This is a genomic window from Nocardia sp. NPDC056564 (assembly GCF_042793755.1).
Taxonomy (GTDB): domain Bacteria; phylum Actinomycetota; class Actinomycetes; order Mycobacteriales; family Mycobacteriaceae; genus Nocardia.
This window is the reverse complement of sequence record NZ_JBHTUR010000002.1, coordinates 520,685-545,288: the sequence shown is the minus strand read 5'-3', so window position 1 is coordinate 545,288 and position 24,604 is coordinate 520,685. Positions and strand designations below refer to the sequence as shown.

Genomic DNA, 24,604 nt, shown 5'->3' with positions numbered 1-24,604 from the left:
TACCGTGGGGTGAGGCACATCGAGAGGAACCACGGTGGTCGAGCGCATGTGGCGGGTCGGGGAACTGGCCAGGGAAGTCGGCATGACGGTGCGGGCGCTGCATCATTACGACCGGCTCGGGCTGGTGGAGCCGTCGTCGCGGACCTCGGGCGGGCATCGGTGCTACACCGAGGCCGACGTCCGGCGGTTGCATCGCGTCGTGGCCTTGCGGGGCTTCGGGTTTCGGCTCGAGGACATCGCGGCGCTGCTCGCCGCCGAACCGGACCGGGACCCGCGGGACCTGATACGCCAGCAGCTGGCGACGGTCGGCGAACGCATCGCCCAGGCGATGCGACTCCGTGAACGCCTGCTCGGCGTGCTCGCCGGTCTCGACCATGCGGTCGAGCCGACGACATCGGAGTTCCTGCAACTGATCGAGGAGACGATCACCATGAATCAGCCACTGACCCCCGAGCAGTTCGCCCGACTGACACAGCAGCGCGCGGACTACACGCGACAGTTGGACGCCGAACAGCTTGCGGCACTGACGAAGCGACGCGCGGACGCCTTCGCGGCCATGAGCCCTGCCGAACAGCAGCGTCTGCATGCCCAACGCGCACGGATGATCCCGCCCGGTAGCGACATCCCGAGCGCGGACAACTGATTCGACGCGGCGACCGCCAAGGCTCCCCATCCCACGAGCCGCGGCACATTCCGAGCGGAACTCGCTATGCCACAGCGCGTTCCGCCCGGCGCAGATCCCGGGCGAGCTACAGGTTCGACGGGCGGACGACCATGACCGAGGCCGCGCGCTTGCCGCTTTCCTGGAGGAGCGCGATGGCCCGGCCGTCCGGGGCGAGGGCGGCGTAGACGCCGGGAAGCCCGATGGGCTCCAGCCAGCGGCCGTTGCGCAGGTCGTCCACCTGGGATTCGTCTATTTCGCGGTGCGGGAAGGCGGTTCGGACCGCCTCGTCCATGTCGAGGCTGAGCAGGGCGGCGCCGGACTCGGCGGCCTCGGCCAATTCGCCCAGGGTGCGGGCGTGTTCGAGGGTGAACGGGCCGACCCTGGTGCGGCGCAGCGCGGTCAGGTGACCACCGACCCCGAGCGCGGCGCCGAGATCGCGGGCCAGGGCGCGCACGTAGGTGCCGGAGGTGCATTCGACGATCACGTCGAGGTCGACGAATTCGCCGTCCGGGACGTCGCGGCGGGCGAGGATGTCGAAGCGGGACACGGTGACCGGGCGCGCGGCCAGCTGGACCTCCTCACCGGCCCGATGGCGGGCGTAGGCGCGTTCGCCGTTCACCTTGATCGCGCTGACGGTGGCCGGGACCTGTTCGATGTCGCCGGTGAGTTCCGTTGTCCGCGCGGCGATCTCGTCGTCCGCGAGGTGCAGGACGGGGGTGGTCGAGAGCACCTCGCCCTCGGCGTCGTCGGTGCTGGTGGCCTGGCCGAGGCGAATGGTCGCGGTATACGCCTTGGTGGTCAGGGTGAGCAGGCCGAGCAGCTTGGTGGCTCGTTCGACGCCGAGCACGAGCACGCCGGTCGCCATCGGGTCCAGGGTGCCCGCGTGCCCGACCTTCTTGGTGCGCAACAGCTTCCGGCAGCGCGCGACGACGTCGTGACTGGTGAGGCCGCCGTCCTTGTCGACGATCAGCAGCCCGCCGAGACCATCCATCAGCCGTGCACGATCGCGGTGAGGATGAACCCGTCGGCAATCAGCCACCGGCCGTCGAACGACAGCAACGGCACCCCGCCGTCGGTGGTCTGTCCCGGCACCAGCAGCTCGCTGTGGAACGTGCCGCGGCCGGAATCGTCGGTGCTGTCCTGGATCTCGAAGGTGATGTGCGCGTCCTCGAACCCGAGCCAGCGCGCGGTCAGCGGGAACCACGCCTTGTAGGTCGCCTCCTTGGCGCAGAACAGCAGCCGGTCCAGGTGCAGCGCGGAACCGGTGGCCTGCAACCACTCCCGCTCCGGCGGCAAGCTCACCGAGTCGAGGATGCCCTCGGGCAGCGTCGCGTGCGGCTCGGCGTCGATGCCGACCGAGCGGAAACGCAGCTTGTGCGCCAGCGCCGCGGCCCGGTAGCCGTCGCAATGCGTCATGCTGCCGACGATGCCGCGCGGCCAGATCGGCGCGCCCCGCTCCCCCTTGCCGATCGCGACCGGCGGCTCGCCGAGCTCGGCCAGCGCCAATCGCGCGCAGTGCCGGGCCCCGATGAAATCCCGGCGCCGCTTCTCCACCGCCTTCGCGATGAGATGCTCCTCCGCCGGATGCGCCTTCAGGTCCTCCGGATACTCCAGCAGCTCAGCCGACGCGACACCCGCGGGCAAAATGTTCTCGATCATTGCCACCGAGCCTAGACGAGGCGCGCACGCTCTTCGCACAGACCGCCGCCGCGAACGGATGCGGCGCCGGGGTGATCAGACCCCGCGGCGGCGCTCGGCCTTGGCGCGCATCTCTTCGGCGGCGGCCTTCATTTCGGGGGTCACCTGGAAGTGGCCGCCCCACTCGTTGAGGGAGCCGGGCGGATATACCGGGGCGGGGAGGATCTGGCGGAGCAGGCGTTCGGGGAGGCCGCGGCGCTGCCACTCGCGGGGGTAGCCGAGGGACACCTCCTCGAAGCGGACGCCGTCGTAGTGCGAGGTGCGCGGGATGTGCAGGTGGCCGTACACCGAGCAGACCACGTTGTAGCGGGTATGCCAGTCGGCGGTCAGCTCGGTGCCGCACCAGAGCGCGAACTCGGGATAGAACATGACGTCGGTCGGCTGGCGGACCATCGGCCAATGATTGATCAGCACCATCGGCGTGCCCTCGGGCAGCGCGTCCAGCTTGCGCTGGGCCACCTGCACGCGGGCGTGGCACCAGGCGTCCCTGGTCAGGTACGGGTCCGGCGAGAGCAGGTACTCGTCGGTGGCCACCACATTGCGGTCCCGCGCGATGGCGAGCCCCTCCGCCTTGGTGGTGGCGCCCTTCGGCAGGAACGAATAGTCGTAGAGCAGGAACAGGGGCGCCAGCGTCACCGCCCCGCCGTACTGCTCGGCGCCCGCGCCCTCCCAGACCGGGAACGGGTCCTCCGGGGTCAGCACGTCCAGGTCGCGGCAGATCGACACGAGGTAGTCGTAGCGAGCGACGCCGGTCATCTGCACCGGGTCCTTCGCCGTCGTCCACAGCTCGTGATTGCCGGGCACCCAGATCACCTTGGCGAACCGGCCGCGCAGCAGCTCCAGCGCCCACCGGACGTCGTCGGTCTTCTCCCCCACGTCCCCGGCCACGATCAGCCAGTCCTCCGGTGAGTCGGCATGAATCTGCTCGACCACCGGCCGATTCCCCTGGTGCCCGACGTGAATGTCGCTCACCGCCATCAACTTGGGTATCACCACACCTACCTTGGCACACCCGACCCGCTTCGCGCCCGTCACCCCGCCGGGAACCGAACATCGGGGCGGCTCCGCGCGGCCGTGCGGCACGTACGGCGAACCCGGCGGGCGCCCGCCCAAACCCAAATGAGGCGATTGTCTCGGAACCCGCAACCGGGTGGATCCGCGCCCGTGGCCCGGTAGGTTGTCCGAACATGATCGCACGCAACACATTCCGAGGGATTGTCGTGGCATCATCGGCCGCGGCGGCCTGCTTCGCCATTCCCGGTCTCGCCGGAGCGACTATCAGTCCGCCGAGCAGCGCGACCCTGCAGGTCGCCGGGGATACCCTGACCGCGACGCTGAGCCGGATCAGCACCGATCTCGGCGGCGGCACCGTCCAGTGCACGCTGCTGGTCGACGGCGATCCGCAGCAGAACACGCTGTCCCCCAGGCAGCCCGCGCCGGCCGATTTCACCCTGACCCGCCGGTTGACCGAGGGCGAGCATCTCGCCCTGACCTACTGCGCCGACTTCCCCGCCGGTTCCGATACGCCGAGCTCGTACCCGACGCTGGCCTGCGCCAAGGTGACGGTGCCCGTCGGCCTGGTGGAGCAGTTGCCGAACGACGCCTGCTTCCTGACCAACAGCTGACCTCGCTATCCGGCCGCTTCGACCGCGCGCGGAACCTCCGCGCCGACCTGTGCCCAGCGGCCGGACCAGGCGCGCCAGGACACGGCGACCAGGCGCAGGACCATGAAAGCGACCAGGCCGGACCAGATTCCGCCGATCCCCCAGTCGAAGACCAGCGACAACCAGATCGCCGGCAGGAACCCGAGCAGCGCCGAGCCGAGCGTGGTGGTGCGCAGGTAGGCGGCATCGCCCGCACCGAGCAGGACCCCGTCGAGGGCGAACACGACGCCGGCGACCGGGATGATGCAGACGAAGAACCACCAGGTGACGTGGGTGCGGTCCAGCACGGCGGGGTCGTCGGTGAACAGCCGGGGAATCAGCCCGGCGCCGGCGGCGAAGCACGCGGCGAGGCCGAGGGCGAAGATCTCCGACCAGCCGGTGACCCGCTTGGCCAGCGCGCGGGCACCGGGTGCGTCGCCCGCGCCGAGCGCGGCACCGACCAGCGTCTGCGCGGCGATGGCCAGCGAATCCAGGGTCAGGGCAAGGAAATTCCACAATTGCAGCACCAGCTGATGCGCGGCGACCGAGGCCGCGCCGAACCGGGCGGCGACCGCGGCGGCCGACACGAAGCACGCCTGGAAGGCGAGGCTGCGCACGATCAGATCCCGCCCGAGGACCAGCTGAGCGCGCATCACCGGCCACTGCGGTGCGAGCGAAACCCGCTCCCGGACAAGCGCGTTCAGGAACAACCCGGCCATCACCAGCTGGCCGGCCACGTTCGCGACGGCGGAACCGGGTAGCTCCAGCCGCGGCGCACCCGCCAACCCGTGCACCAGCACCGGACACAGCACACCCGAAACGATCAGCCCGGCAACGACATAGATCAGCGGACGACGGGTCTCCTGCACCCCGCGCAACCACCCGTTGCCCGCCATGGAGATCAGGATCAACGGCACCCCGAACAGCGCGATCCGCACCCATTCCAGCGCCTCGCCGGCGATCTCCCCGCCGCCGGCGATCGCACTGGTCAGCGGCACCGCGAAGACCTGAACCAGCACCAGGATCAGCACCCCGACCGAGATCGCCAGCCAGCTCGCCTGCACCCCCTCGGCCACCGCGCCGCGCTCGTCGCCCGCACCGTGCTTGCGCGCGGCCCGCGCGGTGGTGCCGTAGGACAGGAAGGTGAGCTGCGAACTGGTCTGCGCCAGAATCAATCCGCCCACCGCGAGCCCGGCCAGCGCGAGCGCCCCGAGCCGCCCGACCACGGCGAGGTCGAACAGCAGGTAGATCGGCTCCGCGACCAGCACGCCCAGCGTCGGCACCGCGATCCGCAGGATCCGCCCCGGCCCGGCCTCCGCTGCGGGCTCGACCACCGCCCCGGTGGCCACCGTCGACGGCGCCGCGCCCTCCGCCGGGTCACCCTCGGTCGGCGACTCGCCAATCATGAAACCTCCCTCACCACAACGCATCCAGCGCACCGGCCAACCCGGCACCACGGTTGGATCGCGATCACCCAGCTGCCGGCAACGCACGCCGGCAGCCACTCCCGCTACCCTGCCACGAGCCACCGACAGACCAGCGAATTCACACACCTCATCACGGCTCGCACACCGAACAGGCCGCTCGACGCGTCAGCACTGTGCCGTCGGCTTCGATCGACCGCGGCGCACCGGTCGAGCAGTCCAGGACCGCACAGCCGCACCGTCGGACATCGCGCGACGACGACCGGCAGCGCTCAACCCAACGCGGCCAGCAAGGTGGCGACGAGCTCCTCCGCGGCCCCGTACGCCGTGTACCCAGCGGCAAAGCGATGCCCACCGCCGCCGAGCGCGGTCGCGACCTCCGCGACATCCACCCCGTCATCCGCCCCCGGCCTGCTGTCGCGCGCACGCAACGACACCGTCCACCGATCGGCACCGATCCCGGACTCCTTGAACACCGCGGCGATACCGGCCTCGGAAGTGGTGCGAACGATATCGATGACGCTCTCCGCCTCTTCGGAACTCACCTCGGCGATGTCGTCGAGCCGCACGAACGCGTACACCAGCCCGATACCGCCCCGCACATCCGGCACCAGCTGCGCGGTCGCGAGCACCCGGGACAGCATGGTCAGCCATCCGAACGGATGCGTGTCCAGCAGCGTCCTGGCGATCTCGCCGCCGTCGATCCCGGTGGCCAACAACCGCTCGGCCAGCTCGTGCGTGCCGGGCCGGACCCACCGGAACGACCCGGTGTCGGTCACCAGCCCCGCGTAAAGACAGTGCGCCACTTCGAGATCGATCGGCACGCCCCACACGTCGAGCAGTCGCACGATCAGGCTGGTCGTCGATTCCGCCCCGGCGTCGACCACGTTGATCGTCCCGAACCGGTCATTGGATCGATGGTGATCGATCACCAAAGTCTGTGCGGCACCGTCGATTCGATCGGCGAGCGCACCGAGCCGGCCGACGCTGCCGCAATCCACCGCGATCAGCAGATCGACCGACGCGGGCACCTCGGCGGGCGGCACCAGATGGTGCACCCCCGGCAGTGACCGCATCGATTCGGGCAGCTCCGCCGGTTCGGCGAACGACACCCAGACCGGAATCCCGCGCCGGTGCAGGACCAGCGCCAGCGCGAGACCGCTGCCGACGGTGTCGGCGTCCGGCTGTACATGGCAGACGATGGTGACCGAGCGGGCGGCGTTCAACGCCTCGACCGCAGCATCGAGGTCGACCGCGTCCCGCATTCTCGTCATCGTCTACCGCATGTCACTCGGTGTCGTCGCGTTCGACCTTGTACGGGTCGGCGTCGCCCGCGTGCCTGGCGTTGGCGGCGACCTTGGCCACCTCTTCGTCCGCGGCCTTGGCCCGAGCGAGCAGCTCTTCCATGTCCTTGGCGACCTCGGGGACCTTGTCGAGCACGAACGCCAGGGTCGGCGTGAACTTCACGCCGGTGCCCGCGCCCACCTTCGAGCGCAGCACCCCCTTGGCCTTCTCCAGGCCCGCCGCCGCACCGGCATAGTCCGGTTCGGCGTCCAGGGTTTCGCCCAGCACCGTGTAGTACACCGTCGCGTCGCGCAGATCGCCGGTGACCTTGGCGTCGGTGATGGTCACGAAACCCAGCCGCGGATCCTTGATCTCGTACTCGATCGCGGTGGCCACGATCGAGGAGATCCGCTTGGCGAGTCGGCGTGCCCTGGCTTGATCCACCATGGCTGAACCTTCCTCACTAGATAGTTAGTCTTCGGGTCCGAAGATCCTGCGGCGCACTGCCAGCAACTGTAACTCCGGACGTGCCGCGACGTGCCGCTCACAGCGGTCGAGTACCTCGGTCAGGTGATCCATACCGGAACTGACCAGGGCAACCCCCAGCAACGAGCGACGATGGCGGTCTTGTTCGCCGCCCTCGGCGGCACTCACGCCGAAGCGCTGCAATTCGGCCAGGATCGGCCGGATCACCGAGCGCTTCTCCTTCAGTGAGTGCACATCTCCGAGGAGAAGGTCGAACTCGAGTGCCCCCAGGAACAACTACGTACCTCTTCGTGTCGAAGAGGCCCGAGCTATCGACGGATCGGTCCGCACGTCACTCCGGGCGTGATGCCCGGAGTGACGTGCGGGTCCGAGTCAGTCGCGCGGCTTTTCGCGCAGCTCGTAGGCCTCGATGATGTCGCCTTCCTTGATGTCGTTGTAGGTCAGCGTCAAACCGCATTCGAAGCCCTCGCGGACCTCGGTGACGTCGTCCTTTTCCCGTTTCAAGGAGGAGATCGTGACCGTCTCCGCGATCACCACGTTGTCGCGGAGCAGGCGCGCCTTGGCGTTGCGCTTGACCGAACCCGAGGTGACCATGCAGCCGGCGATGTTGCCGACCTTCGACGAACGGAAGATCGCGCGGATCTCCGCCCGGCCCAGCTCGACCTCTTCGTAGATCGGCTTGAGCATGCCCTTGAGGGCCTTCTCGATCTCGTCGATGGCCTGGTAGATCACCGAGTAGTACCGGATGTCCACGCCTTCGCGGTTGGCCAGCTCGGTGGCCTTGCCCTCGGCCCGGACGTTGAACCCGATGATGATCGCGTTCGACGCCGATGCCAGGTTGACGTTGGTCTCGGTGACACCACCGACACCGCGGTCGATGACCCGCAGCCGAACCTCGTCGTCGATCTGGATACCGAGCAGCGCCTCTTCGAGGGCCTCGACGGTACCGGAGTTGTCGCCCTTGAGGATCAGGTTGAGCTCCGAAGTCTCCTTCAGCGCGGCATCGAGATCTTCCAGGCTGATCCGCTTGCGGCTGCGTGCGGCCAGCGCGTTGCGCTTGCGTGCGTTGCGGCGGTCGGCGATCTGGCGAGCGATCCGGTCTTCGTCGACAACCAGGAGGTTGTCACCGGCGCCCGGCACCGACGTGAAGCCGATGACCTGGACCGGCCGCGACGGGAGTGCCGCGATGACATCCTCGCCGTGCTCGTCGACCATGCGCCGGACGCGACCGTAGGCGTCGCCCGCCACGATCGAGTCGCCGACGCGCAGCGTGCCGCGCTGGATGAGCACGGTCGCCACCGGGCCACGACCGCGGTCGAGGTGGGCCTCGATGGCCACACCCTGCGCGTCCATGTCCGGGTTCGCCCGCAGGTCCAGTGCCGCGTCCGCGGTGAGCAGGACGGCCTCGAGGAGCGCATCGATGTTGATGTTCTCCCGCGCGGAGATGTCGACGAACATGGTGTCGCCACCGTATTCCTCGGCCACCAGGTTGTACTCGGTCAGCTGCTGCCGGATCTTGTCCGGGTTCGCGCCTTCCTTGTCGATCTTGTTGACCGCCACCACGATCGGCACGTCGGCCGCCTGCGCGTGGTTGATCGCCTCCACCGTCTGCGGCATGACGCCGTCGTCGGCGGCGACCACCAGGATCGCGATGTCGGTGGCCTTCGCACCACGGGCACGCATGGCGGTGAACGCCTCGTGACCCGGGGTGTCGATGAAGGTGATCAGTCGATCGTTCTCGCCGAGGTGGGTCATCACCTGGTAGGCGCCGATGTGCTGGGTGATGCCGCCGGCCTCGCCCTCCCGGACGTTGGCCTTACGGATCGTGTCCAGCAGTCGGGTCTTACCGTGGTCGACGTGACCCATGACGGTCACCACCGGCGGACGCTGCTCGAGATCGTCTTCGCCGCCCGCGTCCTCGCCGTAGGTCAGGTCGAACGATTCCAGCAGCTCGCGGTCCTCGTCCTCCGGGCTGACCACGTGCACGACGTAGTTCATCTCGCTGCCGAGCAGCTCGAGCGTCTCGTCGTTCACCGACTGGGTCGCGGTGACCATTTCGCCGAGGTTGAACAAGGCTTGGACCAAGGCAGCCGGGTTCGCGTCGATCTTCTCCGCGAAGTCCGAGAGCGAGGCGCCGCGGGCGAGCCGGATGATCTCGCCGTTGCCCCGAGGCAGCCGCACGCCGCCGATGGCGGGAGCCTGCATGCTCTCGTACTCGGCGCGCTTCGCCCGCTTCGACTTACGGCCACGACGCGGTGCGCCACCGGGACGACCGAACGCGCCCGCCGCGCCACCACGACCGCCGGGACCACCCGGACGACCGCCGCCGCCACCACCGGGGCGACCGCGGAAACCGCCGGGAGCGCCACCGGCACCGGGAGCACCCGTGCCGGCACCAGCGCCACCACCGGGAGCGCCGCCGCGGTAGCCACCGCCACCGCCGCCGCCGGGACGACCTGCGCCGCCACCGCCGCCGGGACGACCGCCGGGACCACCCGGACGACCGGCGCCGGGTCCACCGGCACCGCCCGGACGTGCCGCGCGAGACGGCATCGCACCCGGGTTAGGCCGCGGCGGCATCGAGCCGGGGCTCGGCCGCGGTCCGCCGGGACGGGGACCGCCCTGGCCGGGCGCGGGACGGGAGCCGCCCTGCGCCGGAGTGCCCGGACGCGGCGAACCCTGGGCCGGACCCGGACGGGGACCACCCTGGGCCGGACCCGGACGCGGGCCACCCTGGCCGGGGGCCGGACGCGGCGCGGGCCGCTCGGGCGCCGAGGAGTACGGATTGTTGCCGACCCGCGGGGTCTTCGGACCCGGACGCGGACCCGAACCACCCGGACGCGGCGAACCCTGTGCCGGGGTGGCACCGGGACGCTGCTGCTGACCCGGACGCGCGGCGTTCGGCGTCGGGCGCGGCCCGGCCGGTGTCGCGGGCGCGGAGCTCGCGGGCGCCTCGGTGGACGCCGACGCGGCGGGCGCCGGGGCGACCTCCTGAGCGGCGGCCGGCTTGGGCGCCGGAGCCGGGGTCGGACGTACTGCGGGACCCGGCTTCACGGCCGGCCCCTCGCTGGTCCGCGGGGTTTCGCGGACGGTTTCCTGCTGTGCCGCCGCGGCCGGGGCGGGCGCGGGAGCCGGCGGACGCGGTCCCGGACGGGGACCGTTTCCTGCGGGCTTCGCGGCCGGACGGGCCGACGAGGACGGGCCGGGGCGTGATCCCGACTTGGTGCCGTTCGCGGGGGCTGATTTGGATGCGAACGACTCACGCAGACGGCGTGCGACGGGAGCTTCCACCGTCGAGGACGCCGACTTCACGAACTCGCCCTGCTCCTTGAGCTGTGCGAGTAGTTCCTTGCTGGTGACACCGAGTTCTTTGGCCAACTCGTGCACGCGGGCCTTGCCTGCCACTGCTCTCCTCACTGAGAGGTCGAGCAGGTGCACCCGTTGTTCAGGGACGGGGCCCGCACGACCTCGGGTTATCTCCGATGGACGTTCATCGTTGGTGCTTCACGGTGTGCTCATGAGTGCTCGTGCCTGTTCTCGAGGTACTTCTCCAGGGCTGAGATATCCAGATTTCCGGACACTCTTAGTGCTCTGCCGAATGCTCGGCGCCGTTCTGCCGCAGTCAGACAAGCCGAGACGGGGTGCAACCAGGCACCCCGTCCGGGAAGTCTGCGCCGCGGATCGGGAAGGATCGTGACAGAACGCGGACCGTTTCCGGTATCCGTTTCCCGTGCAACGATCCGCAACAGATCGGCGGCCAACTCGCGCTTCCGGCATCCGATACAGGTCCGAATCGGTTGCGCGTGCTGAACCTGTGTCCACTCTACCGCCGACCCGGTCGGATCAACGAACCGCTCCCCTGCGGAAGTTACCAACATGTCATCCCGACCGTCTGATTCCCGACCCGAACTGCCTGACGAACGGTCCGCCGCGCCGGTTCCGGTCAACTCCGATGCGCCTCCGTCCGCACCGAGCCGCCACCCATGTCCGGGGCGGCGTCGCTGCGGATATCGATCCGCCAGCCGGTCAGCCGGGCGGCCAGGCGGGCGTTCTGCCCCTCCTTGCCGATGGCCAGCGACAGCTGGAAGTCCGGCACCACGACCCGTGCGGCGCGCGCCTCGGGATCGACGATAGTGACCGACACCACTTTCGACGGGGAGAGCGCGTTGCCGACGAAGGTGGCCGGATCCTCGGCGTAATCGATGATGTCGATCTTCTCGCCAGCCAGCTCGCTCATCACGTTGCGCACCCGCTGCCCCATCGGGCCGATGCAGGCGCCCTTGGCGTTGACCCCGGACACGGTGCTGCGCACCGCGATCTTGGAGCGGTGCCCGGCCTCGCGCGCCACCGCGACGATCTCCACCGAGCCGTCGGCGATCTCGGGCACCTCGAGCGCGAACAGCCTGCGCACCAGATTGGGATGGGTGCGCGAGAGGGTGATCTGCGGGCCGCGCGGACCACGCGAGACGCCGACGACGTAACACTTGATCCGGTCGCCGTGCTCGTAGGTCTCGCCCGGCACCTGCTCGGCGGGCGGGATCAGTCCCTCCGCGCCGTTGATCTCGCTGCCGATGCGGACCACGATGGTGCCGCGGGCATTGGCTCTCGCGTCGCGCTGCACCACGCCGCCGACGATGTCGCCCTCGTGCGTGGAGAACTCGCCGAAGGACTTCTCGTTCTCCGCGTCGCGCAGCCGCTGCAACACCACCTGCCGCGCGGTGGTCGCCGCGATCCGGCCGAATCCCTCTGGGGTGTCGTCCCATTCGGAGATCATGTTGCCGTCGGCGTCCAGCTCGCGCGCCATCACCCGGACCGTGCCGGTCTTCTGGTTGATGTCGATGCGCGCGTTGGGCTGGTGGCCCTCGGTGTGCCGGTAGGCGGTGAGCAGCGCCGACTCGATCGCGGAGATCACGGTCTCGATCGAGATCCCCTTGTCGGCGACGATCGCGCGCAGGGCTTCGATTTCGATGTTCATTCCACGGTCCCTTCGGTCGGCGAATCGGACGCTGTTACTGATTCGGGTAGTAATGGTGTTGATCCTCGAACATCCGCGGCGTCGACCGCCGGCTCATCATCGTGCTGGCCAGGTACCGGGCGACCGGGGATGATGCCCCCGGCGAGTTCCAGCTCTTTCGCGCCCGGCTTGGAGAATTCCACTTGCACGACCGCCTCGGCGATGTCGGCGAGCGGGACGTGCACCAGGTGTGGTTTGTGCTTGCCACCGAGCACCAGCGCCACTGTGTCGCCGCTGAGCTCACCCACCCTGGCTTCGAACTTCGCCGCACCGCCCGGCTCGGGAGCGGGCGCCCCCGCGCGGAGCAGGACGCGTACCTTGCGCCCGCGCGCCCGGCGCCAGTGCCGGTCCGCGCTGAGCGGACGGTCCACGCCCGGTGTGGTGACTTCCAGAAGATACGGCGTCTCGCCGAAATCGCCTGCCTCGTCCAGCAACTCCGACAATTCGGTGCTGAGCGTGGCGATGGTGTCCAAATCGGAAGGGCCGTCGCTGTCCACGGTCACCTTCGCTCGAGCCTGCGCGTCCGCATGCTTGCCGGTCGTCGAGATCTCGACGCCCTCGAGGTCGAATCCTCGGCGTTCGACGAGTCCAGCGATCAGCTGGCTCAGCCTTTCCTCGGTCGGCATCGGCATATGGGGCGGCTCCTGGTTCAGTTGTGACGGCGGTGGGAATTACTTATACCGAGGGTCTAGCGTAACGCGCCCAGAGAGTGTAAAGGACCAACGGGCAGCCACTACGCTCGCCACACGATGCCTCGTCCGGAGCGGTCGCGGGAATCTGGCACGATGGTGCCGTGCCTATCCGCCTTCCCGCGCAGCCGATCGTCCTGTGCACCTCCGGCATCCCGTCCGACCGGCACGATTCCCGGTTCGCCGTGGACCGTCGCAGCATGTTACGGCTGGCCGGCGGCGGCGCGGCCGGGGCGTTGGCGCTCGGCGCGCTCGCCGGCTGCGCTACCGAGGACACGGTGTACCAACCGGATCCGCTTGCCGCCCAAGAGGTTCAGGCTCGCGCCGACGCCGCGGCGGCGACCGCGGCCATCGCCCTGACCCCGCAGCGGCACAGCGCGCTGACCGCGATCGCGGCTGAAAGGACCGCGCACGCAGACGCTTTGAAGGCGGAGATCGATCGGGTGATCGGTGTCTACGGTGACGGCACCAAGCCCGTGCACCGCACCAGGGCGAACGGTCCGGGACAGTCCTCGGGTCCGTCCGCGGTGTCTTCCGGCACTGCGATACCACCGAACCCACCACCGTCGGTCGACGCGCTACGCGCACAGCTCACCAAGTCGCGCCAGTCGGCCGCCGATCTGGCCCGCGGCCAGTCCGGTTACCGGGCGGGGCTGCTCGCCTCGATCAGCGCCGCGTGCGCGGTTCAGGCGGGGGTGTTGCTGGCATGACCGATACCGAACGCCAGGCGCTGCTCGACGCGCTGCGCGCCGAATACGGTGCGGTGTACGCCTACGGCGTGATCGCCGCCTACGCCTCGGCCGAGCGCGGCCGCCTGGTCGCGGAAAGCACTGCCGCGCACCGGGTCCGCCGCGACGCCACCATCGATGCCCTCACCGCGGCCGGCGTCACCGCGCCGCCGCCGGACGCCGCCTACACGATGCCGTTCCCGGTCAACGACCCGATCCCGGCGGCCCGGCTGGCCGCGACGGTCGAGACCGACACCGCGGTGGCCTGGCGCTCGGTGGTCGAACGCGGCGACACCGAGAACGTGCGCCGCATGGGCGTCGACGCGCTCACCGAAAGCGCTGTGCGCCTTGCCACTTGGCAGTCGATCCTGGGCACCGACCCGCCGACGATCGCCTTCCCCGGCAAAGCCTGACCCCGCCGACCGAAAGGCCGGTCCCGCGAGTCGTTGCGGGACCGGCCTTTTCGTAGCGGATCGGCTTACGGGCGCATCTCGTACGCACCGTCATACGACGCGACCTCGGCCCAGACCCGGTCGAAGCGCGCCCGGTCGGCCACCGGCGGACGCAACGCCGAAGCGGCCCAGCCCTGCTGATCCGGGGTGGCGGACGGCTTGCCGTAGAGCGTGGTGGCGTAGCTGTTGAAGTCCCGGATCTGGAAGTCGAAGATCTGGTCCAGCAGATCGCGGTCCAGGCCGGTCAGCGCCGCCTGCTCCAGGATCAGCTGCCCGTAGACCACCAGCGAGAACAGGTGGCCGATGGTCAGCATGAAGTCCAGGTCCTGCTGCTGGTCCGCGCTGGGCGCCGCGGTGCTCAGCAGCGTGCGCAGCGCCTGGGCCTGCTCGAAGAAGCGACCGACGTTCGGGATATCGGCGTGCTCGGCGTAGGCCGGGGTCCAGTCGGCGAACTGCACCTTGCCCGCGCCGCGAGCCGGGCCCTGGTGCCAGAAGAACTCGTCGTCGGCGGCGTCCTGCCTGGTGCCGATCTCCGGGTAGTCCTTGGGGTTGAACAGGTAGTTCGGCATGAACTTCAGGATCTGCCCGACGTTCACGTGCACCGTGCCCTCGAGCCGGGGCAGCGTGTTGATCAGCCGGGCCACCTCGGCGAAGTAGGTGTTCTTCTCGAATCCCTTGGCCGCCAGCACATCCAGCAGCAGGGTCATCACGGTCTCGCCCTCGGAGGTCACCTTGGACTTGGTCATCGGGTTGAACAGCAGGTAGCGCCGGTCCTCCAGGCTCGCGCTGCGGAAGTAGTCCACGGCCCGGTCGCTGAACAGCTTCATCGCCACGATGCGCGCGTAGGCGTCGACGAAATTCGTTCGCACGTGCGGGAACTCGGTGACCGGGTTGCCGTAGAGAATGCGGTTGTTGGCGTGCGTGATCGCCTCGTAGAACGAGTGCTCGACCATGCCGATGCCGCCGTGGCAGAGGTTGAACTTGCCGACGTTGACCGTGTTCAGCGCGGCGGAGAACGCCTCGGGCCCGGTGTGCAGGATGTCCGCCGCGCGCACCGGATAGTTCTCCAGCCGGAAGGTGCTGACGTACATCTGCTGGTGCACGACATTGCCGAGCAGCCGGTAGTTCTCGTGCCTGCTGTCCGCGGCGAACCACACATAACCGTCCGCGCCCTCGATGTCCGCGCGCCGGGAGAACACCGACACCATGCTCGCCACGTTGCCGTTGCCGATGTAGTACTTCTCGCCGTTGGCGCGGAACAGGATTCCGGCCTCGGCGTCGGCGCTGCCCGGCTCGCTCGGGGTGAGCACCAGGTCGGTGTTGTAGATGTCGGCGCCGTGCTCGCGCTCGGACAGCCCGAACGCCATCACCTGGCCCTCGGCCAGGTCCGCGGCCGCGCGCCGCTTGGCTTCCTCGTTGTCGCTCTGCCAGATCGGTCCGAGGCCGAGGATGGTCACCTGCTCGGCGTACCAGTAGGCCAGGCCGTAGAAGCCGAAGATCTCGGACAGGGCCGCGTTGCGGGCCGCGTCCCAGCGCCGGTTCTCGTCGCCGTCGGCGTAGGCGGCCGGGGTCAGGAAGGTCGCGAACAGCTTCTCCTTCGCGACGAAGTCCAGGAAGTCCGCCGTCCACACCGCGTCCGCGTCGTCGGCCAGCAACTGCTGCTTACCCCGGGACTCGAACCATTCGACGGTCGCGCGCAGCAGCCGCCGGGTCTCGGCGTCGAACTGCTGCGGGTCGTAGGTGGCCGGGTTGAACAACAACGCGTCGGTGCTCGTCATGCCGTTAACTTACCAGCGGGTAATCGCACGCCGGAGCGGGTCTGTCGTACCTCACACCGCAAATCTCGCCTACGCGACCGTAGGTCCGCCGGTCTGTTCGGCGGGAAAAACAGCGCGGCCCCGATGGGCTGTCCATCGGGGCCGCGCCTGCGTGCGGGTGACTAGCCGCGAACCTTCGCGACGACCGCGTCGACGGCCGACTCGGCGGGGATCTCCTCGGCCTCGCCGGTGAACCGGTCGCGCAGTTCCACCTTGCCCTCGGCCCAGCCGCGGCCGATCACGAGCACCAGTGGCATGCCGAGCAGTTCGGCGTCCTTGAACTTCACCCCCGGCGAGGCGGTGCGGTCGTCGAACAGGACGTCGAGGCCCTGGGCGTCGAGGCCGGCCACGACTTCCTCGGCGCCGGCGCGGGCCGCGTCGTCCTTGTTCGCGATGACGACGTGCACGTCGTACGGCGCGACCTCGGCGGGCCAGCGCAGGCCCTTGTCGTCGTGCTGCTGCTCGGCGATCACCGCGACCATGCGGGACACGCCGAGGCCGTAGGAGCCCATGGTCAGGCGCACCGGCTTGCCGTTCTCGCCGAGCACGTCCACGTCGAACGCGTTGGTGTACTTCTGGCCCAGCTGGAAGATGTGGCCGATCTCGATGCCGCGCGAGGCGACCAGCACGCCCCGGCCGTCCGGCGAGGGATCGCCGTCCCGGACCTCGGCGGCCTCGATGGTGCCGTCGGGGGTGAAGTCACGCCCGGCGACCAGGCCGACGACATGCTTGCCCGGCGCGTCCGCTCCGGTGATCCACGCCGTGCCGGTGACCACGCGGGGATCGACCATGAAGCGAACACCGTTGGCCTGCAACGCCTTCGGCCCGATGTACCCCTTCACCAGGAACGGATTGGCGGCGAAATCGGCCTCGGTGAGCAACTCGACCTCGGCCGGCTCGACCGAGGAACCGAGGCGCTTGTCGTCGACCTCGCGATCGCCAGGGATGCCGATGCCGACGATCTCTTCCTTGCCGTCCGGGTGCCGCAGCTTCACCATGACGTTCTTCAGGGTGTCCGCCGCAGTGACCGGACGGCCGAACTGCTCCGCGATCCCGGCGCCGTTGGCCCAGTCGACCAGCGTCGCGATGGTGGGGGCGTCCGGGGTGTCGTGCACGACCGCCTCGGCCAGTCCGTCCAGCGGCAGCGGCGCGGGCGCGGGCGTGACCACGGCCTCCACGTTCGCCGCGTAACCGGACTCGACGCACCGCACGTAGGTGTCCTCGCCGGACGGGCTGTCGGCCAGGAACTCCTCGGACGCGCTGCCGCCCATCGCGCCGGAGGTGGCCGCCACGATGACGTAGGTGACCTGCAACCGGTCGAAGATCCGCTGGTATGCCTCGCGGTGGGCGTTGTAGCTGGCCTTGAGGCCGTCGTCGTCCAGGTCGAACGAGTAGGAGTCCTTCATGATGAACTCGCGGCCACGCAGGATGCCCGCGCGCGGACGCTCCTCGTCGCGGTACTTGTCCTTGATCTGGTACAGGATGACCGGCAGGTCCTTGTACGAGTTGTATTCGCCCTTCACGGTGAGCGCGAACAGTTCCTCGTGCGTCGGGCCGAGCAGGTAGTCCGCGCCCTTGCGATCCTGCAGGCGGAACAGGTTGTCGCCGTACTCGGTCCAGCGGTTGGTGGTCTCGTACGGCTCGCGCGGCAGCAGCGCGGGCAGCGAGATCTCCTGGGCGCCGATCGCGTCCATCTCTTCGCGCACGACTTCCTCGACCCGGCGCAGCACCCGCAGGCCGAGCGGGAGCCAGGAGTAGACGCCCGGCGCGATGCGCCGCACGTATCCGGCGCGGACGAGCAGTTTGTGGCTGGGCACCTCGGCGTCGGCGGGATCGTCGCGCAGGGTACGCAGGAAAAGTCGAGAGAGGCGGGTGATCACGGATGCACAGGGTAGTCGCTGGCCCGGCGATGGTCACAGCGCATTACCGTTAGCGCTCGTGCTGGTGCTGCTGCCTCCCTCCGAAACCAAGTCCGACGGTGGTACGGACGTTCCGCTCGACCTCGGCTTGTTGTCGATGCCGCAGCTCACAGCGGTGCGCGACCGGCTCATCGACGAGGTGACCAAGCTGGCCACCGACCCGGACGCCAGTCGCGCCGTGCTGGATCTCGGCAAGGGGGCTGACGCGGAGATCGCCCGCAACGCGGCCCTGCGGACCTCGCCGACACGCCCGGCGCTGGAGCGTTATACCGGCGTGCTCTACGACGCGCTGGACGCACGCGCGTTCACCAAGGCGCAGCGCGCGAAGGCGAATGCGCGCCTCGGCATCGGGTCGGCGTTGTTCGGTGCGGTCCGGGCGAGCGATCCGATTCCGGCGTACCGGCTCTCCGGTGGGTCGAAACTGCCCGGCCTGCCGACGCTCTCGGCGCTCTGGCGGGAAACGCTGCCCGAGGCTCTGCTCGCCGAGGCCGCGGGCGAGCTGGTCGTGGATCTGCGGTCGGGGGTCTATCAGCAGCTCGGTCGCGTCCCCGGTGCGGTCACGGCCAATGTCCTGACCGAACATCCCGACGGCTCGCGAACCGTGGTGAGTCACTTCAACAAGCATCACAAGGGCCTGCTCGCCCGCGCTCTCGTGCTGTCTCGCGCCGAGCCCACCGATGTCCGCGGGCTCGCCCGGGTGGCGACCAAGGCGGGCCTGAAGACCGAAATCGCCTCTCCCACCGAGTTGTTGATTCTTACCTGAGCGGTCGAGTCAGCTTGTCCGCTCGGTGAGTTCGGCCAGTTCCCGCTGGAGGTTCGCGCGGGCGGCGGCCTCGTATCGGCTTCGCGCGGTGGGTGTCCGGAACAATCGCGGCTGCTGGACGAGTCCCCGCAGCACCGCCGCGCGGCCGGCCCGGAACAGGGCGTCGGGCACCTGCCCGTACTCCGCCCTGACCGCGGCGGTGTACGCGGCGTAACCGGGTGCGTCGGCGGCCAGTACGGCAAGGTCCGCGTCACACAGGACACCGCCGTTGCGATCGTCATCGGCCGGATCGTGGGTCGCGGTGAGACGCACCAGCCTGGCCACCTCACCGACGAGTTCCGGTGCCGCACCCAGGGATTCGAGCACCTGCTCGGCCAGCACCGCGCTCTGCTCCTCGTTGTCCGGACGATCGACGGCGTAGACGGCGTCGTGGAAGAACGCCGCGTACCGCACCGCGTCGGCATCCGCGGCGTCCCGGCCAGCTCATCGATGACCGGCAGCATCGCGGCCAGGTGCTCGACGGTGTGATAGCGCCGATGCGGCTCCTGATACCGCCGGATCAGGTCGTCCCCGGCGGCCGCGGCCGCCGTCCCCGCCAGTGCCGCCCACCGCTCGCGCAGGTCCGTCTCCGTCGATGTCCCCATCGGCACAGTCTGACGAACCGCGTCCCCGCCGACAATGCCTCGGCCGCTGTGCCGTACAGCACAGCACGGAACCCATCCCGGGAAAATAAGATGCGCGGACCGCACACCGGTCCGTACGGTAACACCGGAGCTCGGGGTTGCCGGAACGGGAGGATTCGGTGATCTCGAGCCGAATGTCGGTGTACCGCGCGGGAATTGCGCGGCGGGGAGGTAGAGATGACGAAGCTGAATCAGATCATCGCGGTCGAGAAGGGCATCAAGAGCGGTGCCCTGCGCGAGCTGGCCGAGGCGCACGGCTCGCTGCAGAAGGCGCCGCTGCTGGCCGGTCTCGCGCGCACCTATCAGCCGAAAGACGAAGAGGGCGAGCAGCTTCCGTCGGAGTCCACCCGGGTGCAGGTGAAGTCCGAGGAGGTGCTGCGCCGGACCGCGGCGACGCTGACCCGCCTGTTCGACGTCACCGCGACCAAGGACTGGGCGAACACCGCGGCCAAGGCCGACGTGACGGTCGACGGCGAGGTGCTGCTGCGCGACGTGCCGGTCTCCTACCTGCTGTTCCTGGAGAAGCAGCTGGCCGAGCTGCACACCTTCGTGAAGAAGCTGCCGGTGCTGGACGCGGCCGAGGTGTGGTCGTTCGACGACTCGTCCGACACCTGGCGCACCGACGCCGTGCGCACCGTGCGCACGAAGAAGGTGCCGCGCAACCACGTGAAGGCCGAGGCGACCGAGAAGCACCCGGCCCAGGTCGAGGTGTACTACGAGGACATCGCCGTGGGCTACTGGACGCTGGTGCGCTTCTCCGGCGCGCTGCCCGCCCGACGGATCAACGAACTGGCCGTGCGAGTCGAAAAGCTCCAGCGGGCAGTGCAATTCGCGCGTGAAGCGGCGAACGGGACCGAGGTCACCGACCGCGAGACCGGTGACGTGATCTTCGGGTACCTCTTCCGCTGACACCGGCGCGGGGCCGACCGCCATCGGCCCCGCGCCCCACAGACTCCCCCGCCGGGTGCGGGGGAAGCGCAAGGAGCGCAAAACTCAATCTGAAGCTGAAACTGAATCACACGGCGTCAGTAGGGGTTCGAGTCCCCTTCCGGGCATCCACGCCCGGGTGGCCCAACGGGTAGAGGCAACCGTGGTCAACCTCAGACTCTCGCTCCAGCACGAGTATCCGCCGCCGAACATCCCGGGATGAGGAAAGGACATGCCCGCGACGAGATGCCGGTTCAACTCCGGTCTTCCGCGCCCATGCGGAGGTGGTCCAACCGTAGGACGCGTCGCTAACCTGAAGCTCATCCGATCCCGACGCCGGGGTGTGCGAATTGGGCGGCATTCGGAAACCCGGGAGCAGGCTACGCTCCCGGGTTTCGCATATCGATCAGCGCTGCGCGGTGGCCAGCAACGCGCGAATCCGCGCGGCACCGGCGGGCGCACCGTCGTTCTCCCAGAACGGCAGCGCCGACGCGTAGACGTCCGCGTATACCGGCGTGTTCACCTGGAAGCGCCAGCTCTCGCCCAACGGTCCGGCGTCGACGGCGTCATAGCCCAGTACGTCGAGCAGTTGGGCCGCAGCGGCTTTCGCGTCCGCGTCGTCGCCGGCGATCGGCAGCGCCGAGCGGTCCGGGGAACCGGCCGGGCGGGCCAGCCCGCCGAGATGCGCGAAGTAGATGTTGTTGAACGCCTTCACCACCTTCGAGGTCGGCAGGTGCTTCTGCAGCAGTTCGCTGCTCGTCGTGGACCCGTCCTCGAGCTCGGGGAACGTGCCGTCCCGATCCGGGTAGTAGTTGTTCGTGTCGATCACGACCTTGCCCGCCAGCGGCGCCACCGGCACCTGCCGGTAGTTGCGCAGCGGCACGGTCACCACCACGATGTCCCCCGCCGCGGCCGCCTCGTCGGCGGTCGCCGCCCTGGCCCGCGGGCCGAGTTCGGCGACCAGATCAGCCAGGGTCTCCGGGCCCCGCGAGTTGCTCAGCACCACGTCCAGTCCAGCAGCGATGGCCAGCCGCGCCACCGTGCTGCCGATGTTCCCGCTACCGATCAATCCAAGGGTTGTCATACGCCGTGGAACACCGCCGTGACCTCGGATGTTCCCCTACCGGACCACGGTGCGTGAGCGAGGTCACCCGCGGGCGTTCATGGCCCGTCGACGTTGGCGGTGAGGTCGCGGATGAGCAGCGCGGCGTGCAGCGACGTGCGCGACTCGCCGTCCTCGAGGTCGACGGCCAGGATGCGCTCGATGCGGGCCAGCCGGTCGTAGAGCGTCGGCCTGCTGATGTTGAGCCGGCGCGCGAGCTCGGTCTTGTTGCCGGCCAGGTCGAGGAATTGACGCAGGGTGCGGGTCAGGTCGGCGGTGTGCCGAATGTCGTAGCGCAGCAACGCACTCAGTTCGGTCTCGGCGAACCGTTGCACGCCCGGTTCGTCGCGGATCAACGACAGCAGCCCGCGCAGCCGCACATCGCCGCTGCGGTAGAACGCCCGCGGCGCCGAGCTCTTCAGCGACAGCGCGACTTCCGCGACGTGCGCGGCGTGCGGCAGCTCGTGCGCGGTGTCGAGCAGCGAATCCGATTCCGCGCCGACGCCGATCACCACCCGCTCGACCCCGTCCACGCGACGCACCTCGCCGGTGATCGCCGTGCAGGCGGTGGTCAGACTGTGGTCGAGATCGCCGGATCGGGGCAGCGCCAGAATCATGCCGACCCGGTCGCCCTGATCGGCGGTGGCGAGCGCGGTCAGTTTGGCCAGGCCGAGGCCGTGGGTGACCGCGTCCAGGATCCCGGCGGCCCGGCGTTGCCTGGCCACCGGATCGGTCTCCGCGATCGCGGCGACGTCGACGGCCAGCGGAACGTAGGCGGCGCGACGGGCCAGACCGAGCGCGGCGGCCCGCGCCACCGCGTCCCGCTCGTCCAGCACCCGGCCGCTGACCAGGTCGTCGATGAGCCCGGTCTGCGCCTGCCGATGCAGGCCGAAGCGGTCCTTCTCGATCATCCGGTGCAGGGTCAAGGTCTGCGCGGCGCGCTCGAGCACCATCCTGGCGCGGGCGGTCGGGACGTCGCCGGCGGGCAGGATCAGCCGCCCCCACCGCTGGGTGTGCGGGCCGACGGCCACCGCGTCCCAGCCGTCGGGCAGCAGCCGCGAGGTGGTCTCCCAGTGGTCCAGCAGCGTCGAGGTGGACGCGTGCCTGGCGGTGAACGTGAGTACCCGGTGTGCCAGGTCCTCCAGCACCACCGACGAATCCAGCATGCCCGCAGCGGTTTTCACGATCTCGGCGAGCGACGCCCGGCGCACGCTGAGGTCGGTGAACGTCTCGTGCACGGTGCGCGCGAACTCGAGCTCGGCGTACTGCTCGGCCACGATGACCCGGTGCACCGCCTCGGTGATCTCGACGAACCGGGTGACCTTGTGCAGCACGATCACCGGCAGGCCGAGCGCGTCGGCGGTCGCGGCCACGACCGGCGCGAGTGCGGGCACGTAACCGCCCAGCTCGAGGACCAGCCCCGCCACCCCGGCGGCGGCCAGCGCGGTCAGATATCCGACCGTCGCGATGTCGCCGTGGCTCATCGCCTGCCCGGTGGTGAGAATCAGCTCCCCGCCGACCAGCAGCTGCGCCACATCCGCCACGTCGCTGACGTGCACCCAGCGCACCGGGCGGTCCAGCGATCCGCCCGCCACGACCTGCGGTTCACCGGCCTGCACCACCGGCATCGCCAGCACATCGGCCACAGAGGGAAGCACCGACGAATCGTAATACGAAATCGGAAATCGCATACAGATCGTCGGGCCGTCCAGCAAGGTTGATGCCGCAGAGTAGTACCCAGGAGGCGTCCACCCGCCGACGCCCGCGACGCTCACGGATCGAATCGAGGAGAAATGCAGACAATCGCGCACTGGCTCGACGGCAAGGCTTTCGCAGGCACCAGCGAGACGACCGCGCCGGTGACCAATCCGGCGACCGGGGTGGTGACCGGACAGGTCGCGCTCGCGAACGTCGCGGACACCCGGGCCGCGATCGACGCCGCGGCCGATGCCTTCCCGGCCTGGCGGGACACCTCGCTGGCGCGCCGCACGCAGATCCTGTTCCGCTTCCGTGAGTTGCTGAACGAGCGCAAGGAGGACCTGGCGAAGCTGATCACCGCCGAGCACGGCAAGGTGCTGGCCGACGCCATGGGCGAGGTGAGCCGCGGCCTGGAGGTCGTCGAATTCGCCTGCGGCGTACCGCATCTGCTCAAGGGCGGGTACACCGAGAACGCGTCGACGAAGGTGGACATCTTCTCCATCCGGCAGCCGCTGGGCCCGGTCGCGGTGATCTCGCCGTTCAACTTCCCGGCGATGGTGCCGATGTGGTTCTTCCCGCTGGCCATCGCCGCGGGAAACACGGTGGTGCTCAAGCCGAGCGAGAAGGATCCGTCGGCGTCGCTGTGGCTGGCCGAGCTGTGGGACGAAGCCGGTTTGCCCGCCGGGGTTTTCAACGTGGTGCAGGGCGACAAGGTCGCGGTCGACGAGCTGCTGGACAACCCGGCGATCAAGGCGGTCTCGTTCGTCGGCTCGACCCCCATCGCGAAGTACGTCTATCAGCGCGGGACCACCGCGGGCAAGCGGGTACAGGCGCTCGGCGGCGCGAAGAACCACATGGTGGTGCTGCCGGACGCCGATCTGGACCTGGCCGCCGACGCCGCGGTGAACGCCGGATTCGGTTCCGCGGGTGAGCGATGCATGGCGATCAGCGTCGTGGTCGCGGTCGGCGACGCGGCCGACGAGCTGGTCGCCAAGATCACCGAGCGGGCCACCACGATCAAGACCGGCGACGGCACCCGCGGCACCGACATGGGCCCGCTGGTCACCAGGGCGCACCGGGACAAGGTCGCCGAGTACATCGCGGCGGGCGAATCCGCTGGCGCCCGTGTGGTTCTCGATGGACGCGGGATCGAGGCCGACGGCGCGGCGGACGGATTCTGGCTCGGGCCGACGATTCTCGATCATGTCGGCCCCGAGATGAGCGTCTACACCGACGAGATCTTCGGTCCCGTCCTGTCGGTGGTGCGGGTGGCAGGCTATGACGACGCGCTCGCGCTGATCAACGCCAACCCCTATGGCAACGGCACCGCCATCTTCACCAACGACGGCGGCGCGGCCCGGCGCTTCCATAACGAGGTGGAGGTCGGCATGGTCGGCATCAACGTGCCGATCCCGGTGCCCATGTCCTACTACAGCTTCGGCGGCTGGAAGAACTCGCTGTTCGGCGACTCGCACGCGCACGGCGCCGACGGCGTGCACTTCTTCACCAGGGGCAAGGCGGTCACCACGCGCTGGCTCGATCCGAGCCACGGCGGGATCAACCTCGGCTTCCCGGAAAACAAGTAACCACAATCCCAGCGACGCAGGAGAACT

Annotated in this window: 23 protein-coding genes; 7 read left to right on the top strand and 16 right to left on the bottom strand. The window is 69.4% G+C overall.

Translation table 11 applies throughout. The features are described 5' to 3' along the window. Nucleotides 1-34: 34 nt before the first annotated feature. Entirely contained in the window at nucleotides 35-643 is a 609-nt protein-coding gene (locus tag ACFQ9K_RS06575; RefSeq protein ID WP_378724256.1) for a MerR family transcriptional regulator, read from the top strand. Nucleotides 644-749: 106 nt separating this feature from the next. Here ACFQ9K_RS06575 and truB read toward each other — a convergent pair whose 3' ends face one another. The 3 genes from truB to ACFQ9K_RS06560 all read right to left on the bottom strand — a co-directional run bounded on the left by truB (nucleotide 750) and on the right by ACFQ9K_RS06560 (nucleotide 3,340). Beyond that, nucleotides 750-1,655, bottom strand: coding sequence for a tRNA pseudouridine(55) synthase TruB (truB, locus tag ACFQ9K_RS06570; RefSeq protein WP_378724254.1), 906 nt, complete (start codon nucleotides 1,653-1,655; stop codon nucleotides 750-752). After that, entirely contained in the window at nucleotides 1,655-2,323 is a 669-nt protein-coding gene (gene npt / locus ACFQ9K_RS06565) for a 4'-phosphopantetheinyl transferase Npt (protein WP_378724251.1), read from the bottom strand. The genes truB and npt overlap by 1 nt, the downstream gene beginning before the upstream one ends. Before the next feature lie 75 nt (nucleotides 2,324-2,398). Next, on the bottom strand, nucleotides 2,399-3,340 hold the full coding sequence (locus tag ACFQ9K_RS06560; protein WP_378982938.1) for a metallophosphoesterase family protein: 942 nt from the start codon (nucleotides 3,338-3,340) through the stop codon (nucleotides 2,399-2,401). 242 nt (nucleotides 3,341-3,582) lie between these two features. On the opposite strand from ACFQ9K_RS06560, the gene ACFQ9K_RS06555 reads away from it, so the two are divergent. Continuing rightward, nucleotides 3,583-3,987 carry a hypothetical protein gene (locus tag ACFQ9K_RS06555; RefSeq protein WP_378724249.1) on the top strand — a complete coding sequence of 135 codons (405 nt, stop codon included), beginning with the start codon at nucleotides 3,583-3,585 and terminating at the stop codon, nucleotides 3,985-3,987. Nucleotides 3,988-3,992: 5 nt separating this feature from the next. Here ACFQ9K_RS06555 and ACFQ9K_RS06550 read toward each other — a convergent pair whose 3' ends face one another. The 8 genes from ACFQ9K_RS06550 to rimP form a co-directional block, all read right to left on the bottom strand. Continuing rightward, nucleotides 3,993-5,411, bottom strand: coding sequence for an MATE family efflux transporter (locus ACFQ9K_RS06550; protein WP_378724247.1), 1,419 nt, complete (start codon nucleotides 5,409-5,411; stop codon nucleotides 3,993-3,995). Nucleotides 5,412-5,701: 290 nt separating this feature from the next. Next, entirely contained in the window at nucleotides 5,702-6,703 is a 1,002-nt protein-coding gene (locus ACFQ9K_RS06545; RefSeq protein WP_378724245.1) for a bifunctional oligoribonuclease/PAP phosphatase NrnA, read from the bottom strand. Between the two features lie 13 nt (nucleotides 6,704-6,716). After that, nucleotides 6,717-7,160, bottom strand: coding sequence for a 30S ribosome-binding factor RbfA (gene rbfA, locus ACFQ9K_RS06540; RefSeq protein ID WP_375903578.1), 444 nt, complete (start codon nucleotides 7,158-7,160; stop codon nucleotides 6,717-6,719). A gap of 24 nt (nucleotides 7,161-7,184) precedes the next feature. After that, nucleotides 7,185-7,475: a DUF503 domain-containing protein gene (locus ACFQ9K_RS06535; RefSeq protein WP_357378586.1), complete on the bottom strand. Its 291-nt coding sequence runs from the start codon at nucleotides 7,473-7,475 to the stop codon at nucleotides 7,185-7,187. 96 nt (nucleotides 7,476-7,571) lie between these two features. Beyond that, complete coding sequence (infB, locus tag ACFQ9K_RS06530; RefSeq protein WP_378982876.1) at nucleotides 7,572-10,604, bottom strand: translation initiation factor IF-2; 3,033 nt, start codon at nucleotides 10,602-10,604, stop codon at nucleotides 7,572-7,574. A 110-nt stretch (nucleotides 10,605-10,714) separates the two neighbouring features. Next, nucleotides 10,715-11,074 carry a YlxR family protein gene (locus tag ACFQ9K_RS06525; protein ID WP_378726922.1) on the bottom strand — a complete coding sequence of 120 codons (360 nt, stop codon included), beginning with the start codon at nucleotides 11,072-11,074 and terminating at the stop codon, nucleotides 10,715-10,717. Between the two features lie 68 nt (nucleotides 11,075-11,142). Then, a complete protein-coding gene (gene nusA, locus ACFQ9K_RS06520; protein WP_364720839.1) occupies nucleotides 11,143-12,174 on the bottom strand; it encodes a transcription termination factor NusA in 1,032 nt (343 codons plus the stop codon). Then, nucleotides 12,171-12,845, bottom strand: coding sequence for a ribosome maturation factor RimP (rimP, locus tag ACFQ9K_RS06515; RefSeq protein WP_378726915.1), 675 nt, complete (start codon nucleotides 12,843-12,845; stop codon nucleotides 12,171-12,173). Before rimP ends, nusA begins: the two co-directional genes overlap by 4 nt. A gap of 257 nt (nucleotides 12,846-13,102) precedes the next feature. Here rimP and ACFQ9K_RS06510 point away from each other — a divergent pair, with 257 nt between their 5' ends. Together ACFQ9K_RS06510 and ACFQ9K_RS06505 are read left to right on the top strand one after the other, a co-directional pair. Then, nucleotides 13,103-13,612 (top strand): hypothetical protein, encoded by a 510-nt coding sequence (locus tag ACFQ9K_RS06510; RefSeq protein ID WP_378726920.1) that lies wholly within the window; start codon nucleotides 13,103-13,105, stop codon nucleotides 13,610-13,612. After that, entirely contained in the window at nucleotides 13,609-14,043 is a 435-nt protein-coding gene (locus ACFQ9K_RS06505) for a ferritin-like domain-containing protein (protein WP_378726913.1), read from the top strand. Before ACFQ9K_RS06510 ends, ACFQ9K_RS06505 begins: the two co-directional genes overlap by 4 nt. Before the next feature lie 65 nt (nucleotides 14,044-14,108). Here the strand turns inward: ACFQ9K_RS06505 and ACFQ9K_RS06500 are convergent, their stop codons facing one another. Both ACFQ9K_RS06500 and ACFQ9K_RS06495 read right to left on the bottom strand, forming a co-directional pair. Next, nucleotides 14,109-15,860, bottom strand: coding sequence for an acyl-CoA dehydrogenase family protein (locus ACFQ9K_RS06500; protein WP_378727223.1), 1,752 nt, complete (start codon nucleotides 15,858-15,860; stop codon nucleotides 14,109-14,111). Nucleotides 15,861-16,021: 161 nt separating this feature from the next. Beyond that, complete coding sequence (locus ACFQ9K_RS06495; RefSeq protein WP_378982872.1) at nucleotides 16,022-17,779, bottom strand: proline--tRNA ligase; 1,758 nt, start codon at nucleotides 17,777-17,779, stop codon at nucleotides 16,022-16,024. Between the two features lie 58 nt (nucleotides 17,780-17,837). On the opposite strand from ACFQ9K_RS06495, the gene yaaA reads away from it, so the two are divergent. Next, nucleotides 17,838-18,581, top strand: a complete 744-nt coding sequence (yaaA, locus tag ACFQ9K_RS06490; protein ID WP_378726969.1) for a peroxide stress protein YaaA — start codon at nucleotides 17,838-17,840, stop codon at nucleotides 18,579-18,581. Between the two features lie 9 nt (nucleotides 18,582-18,590). Here the strand turns inward: yaaA and ACFQ9K_RS06485 are convergent, their stop codons facing one another. Continuing rightward, nucleotides 18,591-19,034, bottom strand: a complete 444-nt coding sequence (locus tag ACFQ9K_RS06485) for a hypothetical protein (RefSeq protein ID WP_378726967.1) — start codon at nucleotides 19,032-19,034, stop codon at nucleotides 18,591-18,593. A 407-nt stretch (nucleotides 19,035-19,441) separates the two neighbouring features. Here ACFQ9K_RS06485 and ACFQ9K_RS06480 point away from each other — a divergent pair, with 407 nt between their 5' ends. Next, nucleotides 19,442-20,173, top strand: a complete 732-nt coding sequence (locus ACFQ9K_RS06480; protein WP_378726965.1) for a hypothetical protein — start codon at nucleotides 19,442-19,444, stop codon at nucleotides 20,171-20,173. A 424-nt stretch (nucleotides 20,174-20,597) separates the two neighbouring features. Here ACFQ9K_RS06480 and ACFQ9K_RS06475 read toward each other — a convergent pair whose 3' ends face one another. Together ACFQ9K_RS06475 and ACFQ9K_RS06470 are read right to left on the bottom strand one after the other, a co-directional pair. Continuing rightward, on the bottom strand, nucleotides 20,598-21,275 hold the full coding sequence (locus ACFQ9K_RS06475; protein WP_378722564.1) for an NADPH-dependent F420 reductase: 678 nt from the start codon (nucleotides 21,273-21,275) through the stop codon (nucleotides 20,598-20,600). Between the two features lie 77 nt (nucleotides 21,276-21,352). After that, nucleotides 21,353-22,951, bottom strand: a complete 1,599-nt coding sequence (locus ACFQ9K_RS06470) for a PucR family transcriptional regulator (protein WP_378722565.1) — start codon at nucleotides 22,949-22,951, stop codon at nucleotides 21,353-21,355. A 135-nt stretch (nucleotides 22,952-23,086) separates the two neighbouring features. On the opposite strand from ACFQ9K_RS06470, the gene ACFQ9K_RS06465 reads away from it, so the two are divergent. Next, nucleotides 23,087-24,577 carry a CoA-acylating methylmalonate-semialdehyde dehydrogenase gene (locus tag ACFQ9K_RS06465; RefSeq protein ID WP_378722566.1) on the top strand — a complete coding sequence of 497 codons (1,491 nt, stop codon included), beginning with the start codon at nucleotides 23,087-23,089 and terminating at the stop codon, nucleotides 24,575-24,577. The last annotated feature ends 27 nt before the right edge of the window (nucleotides 24,578-24,604 follow it).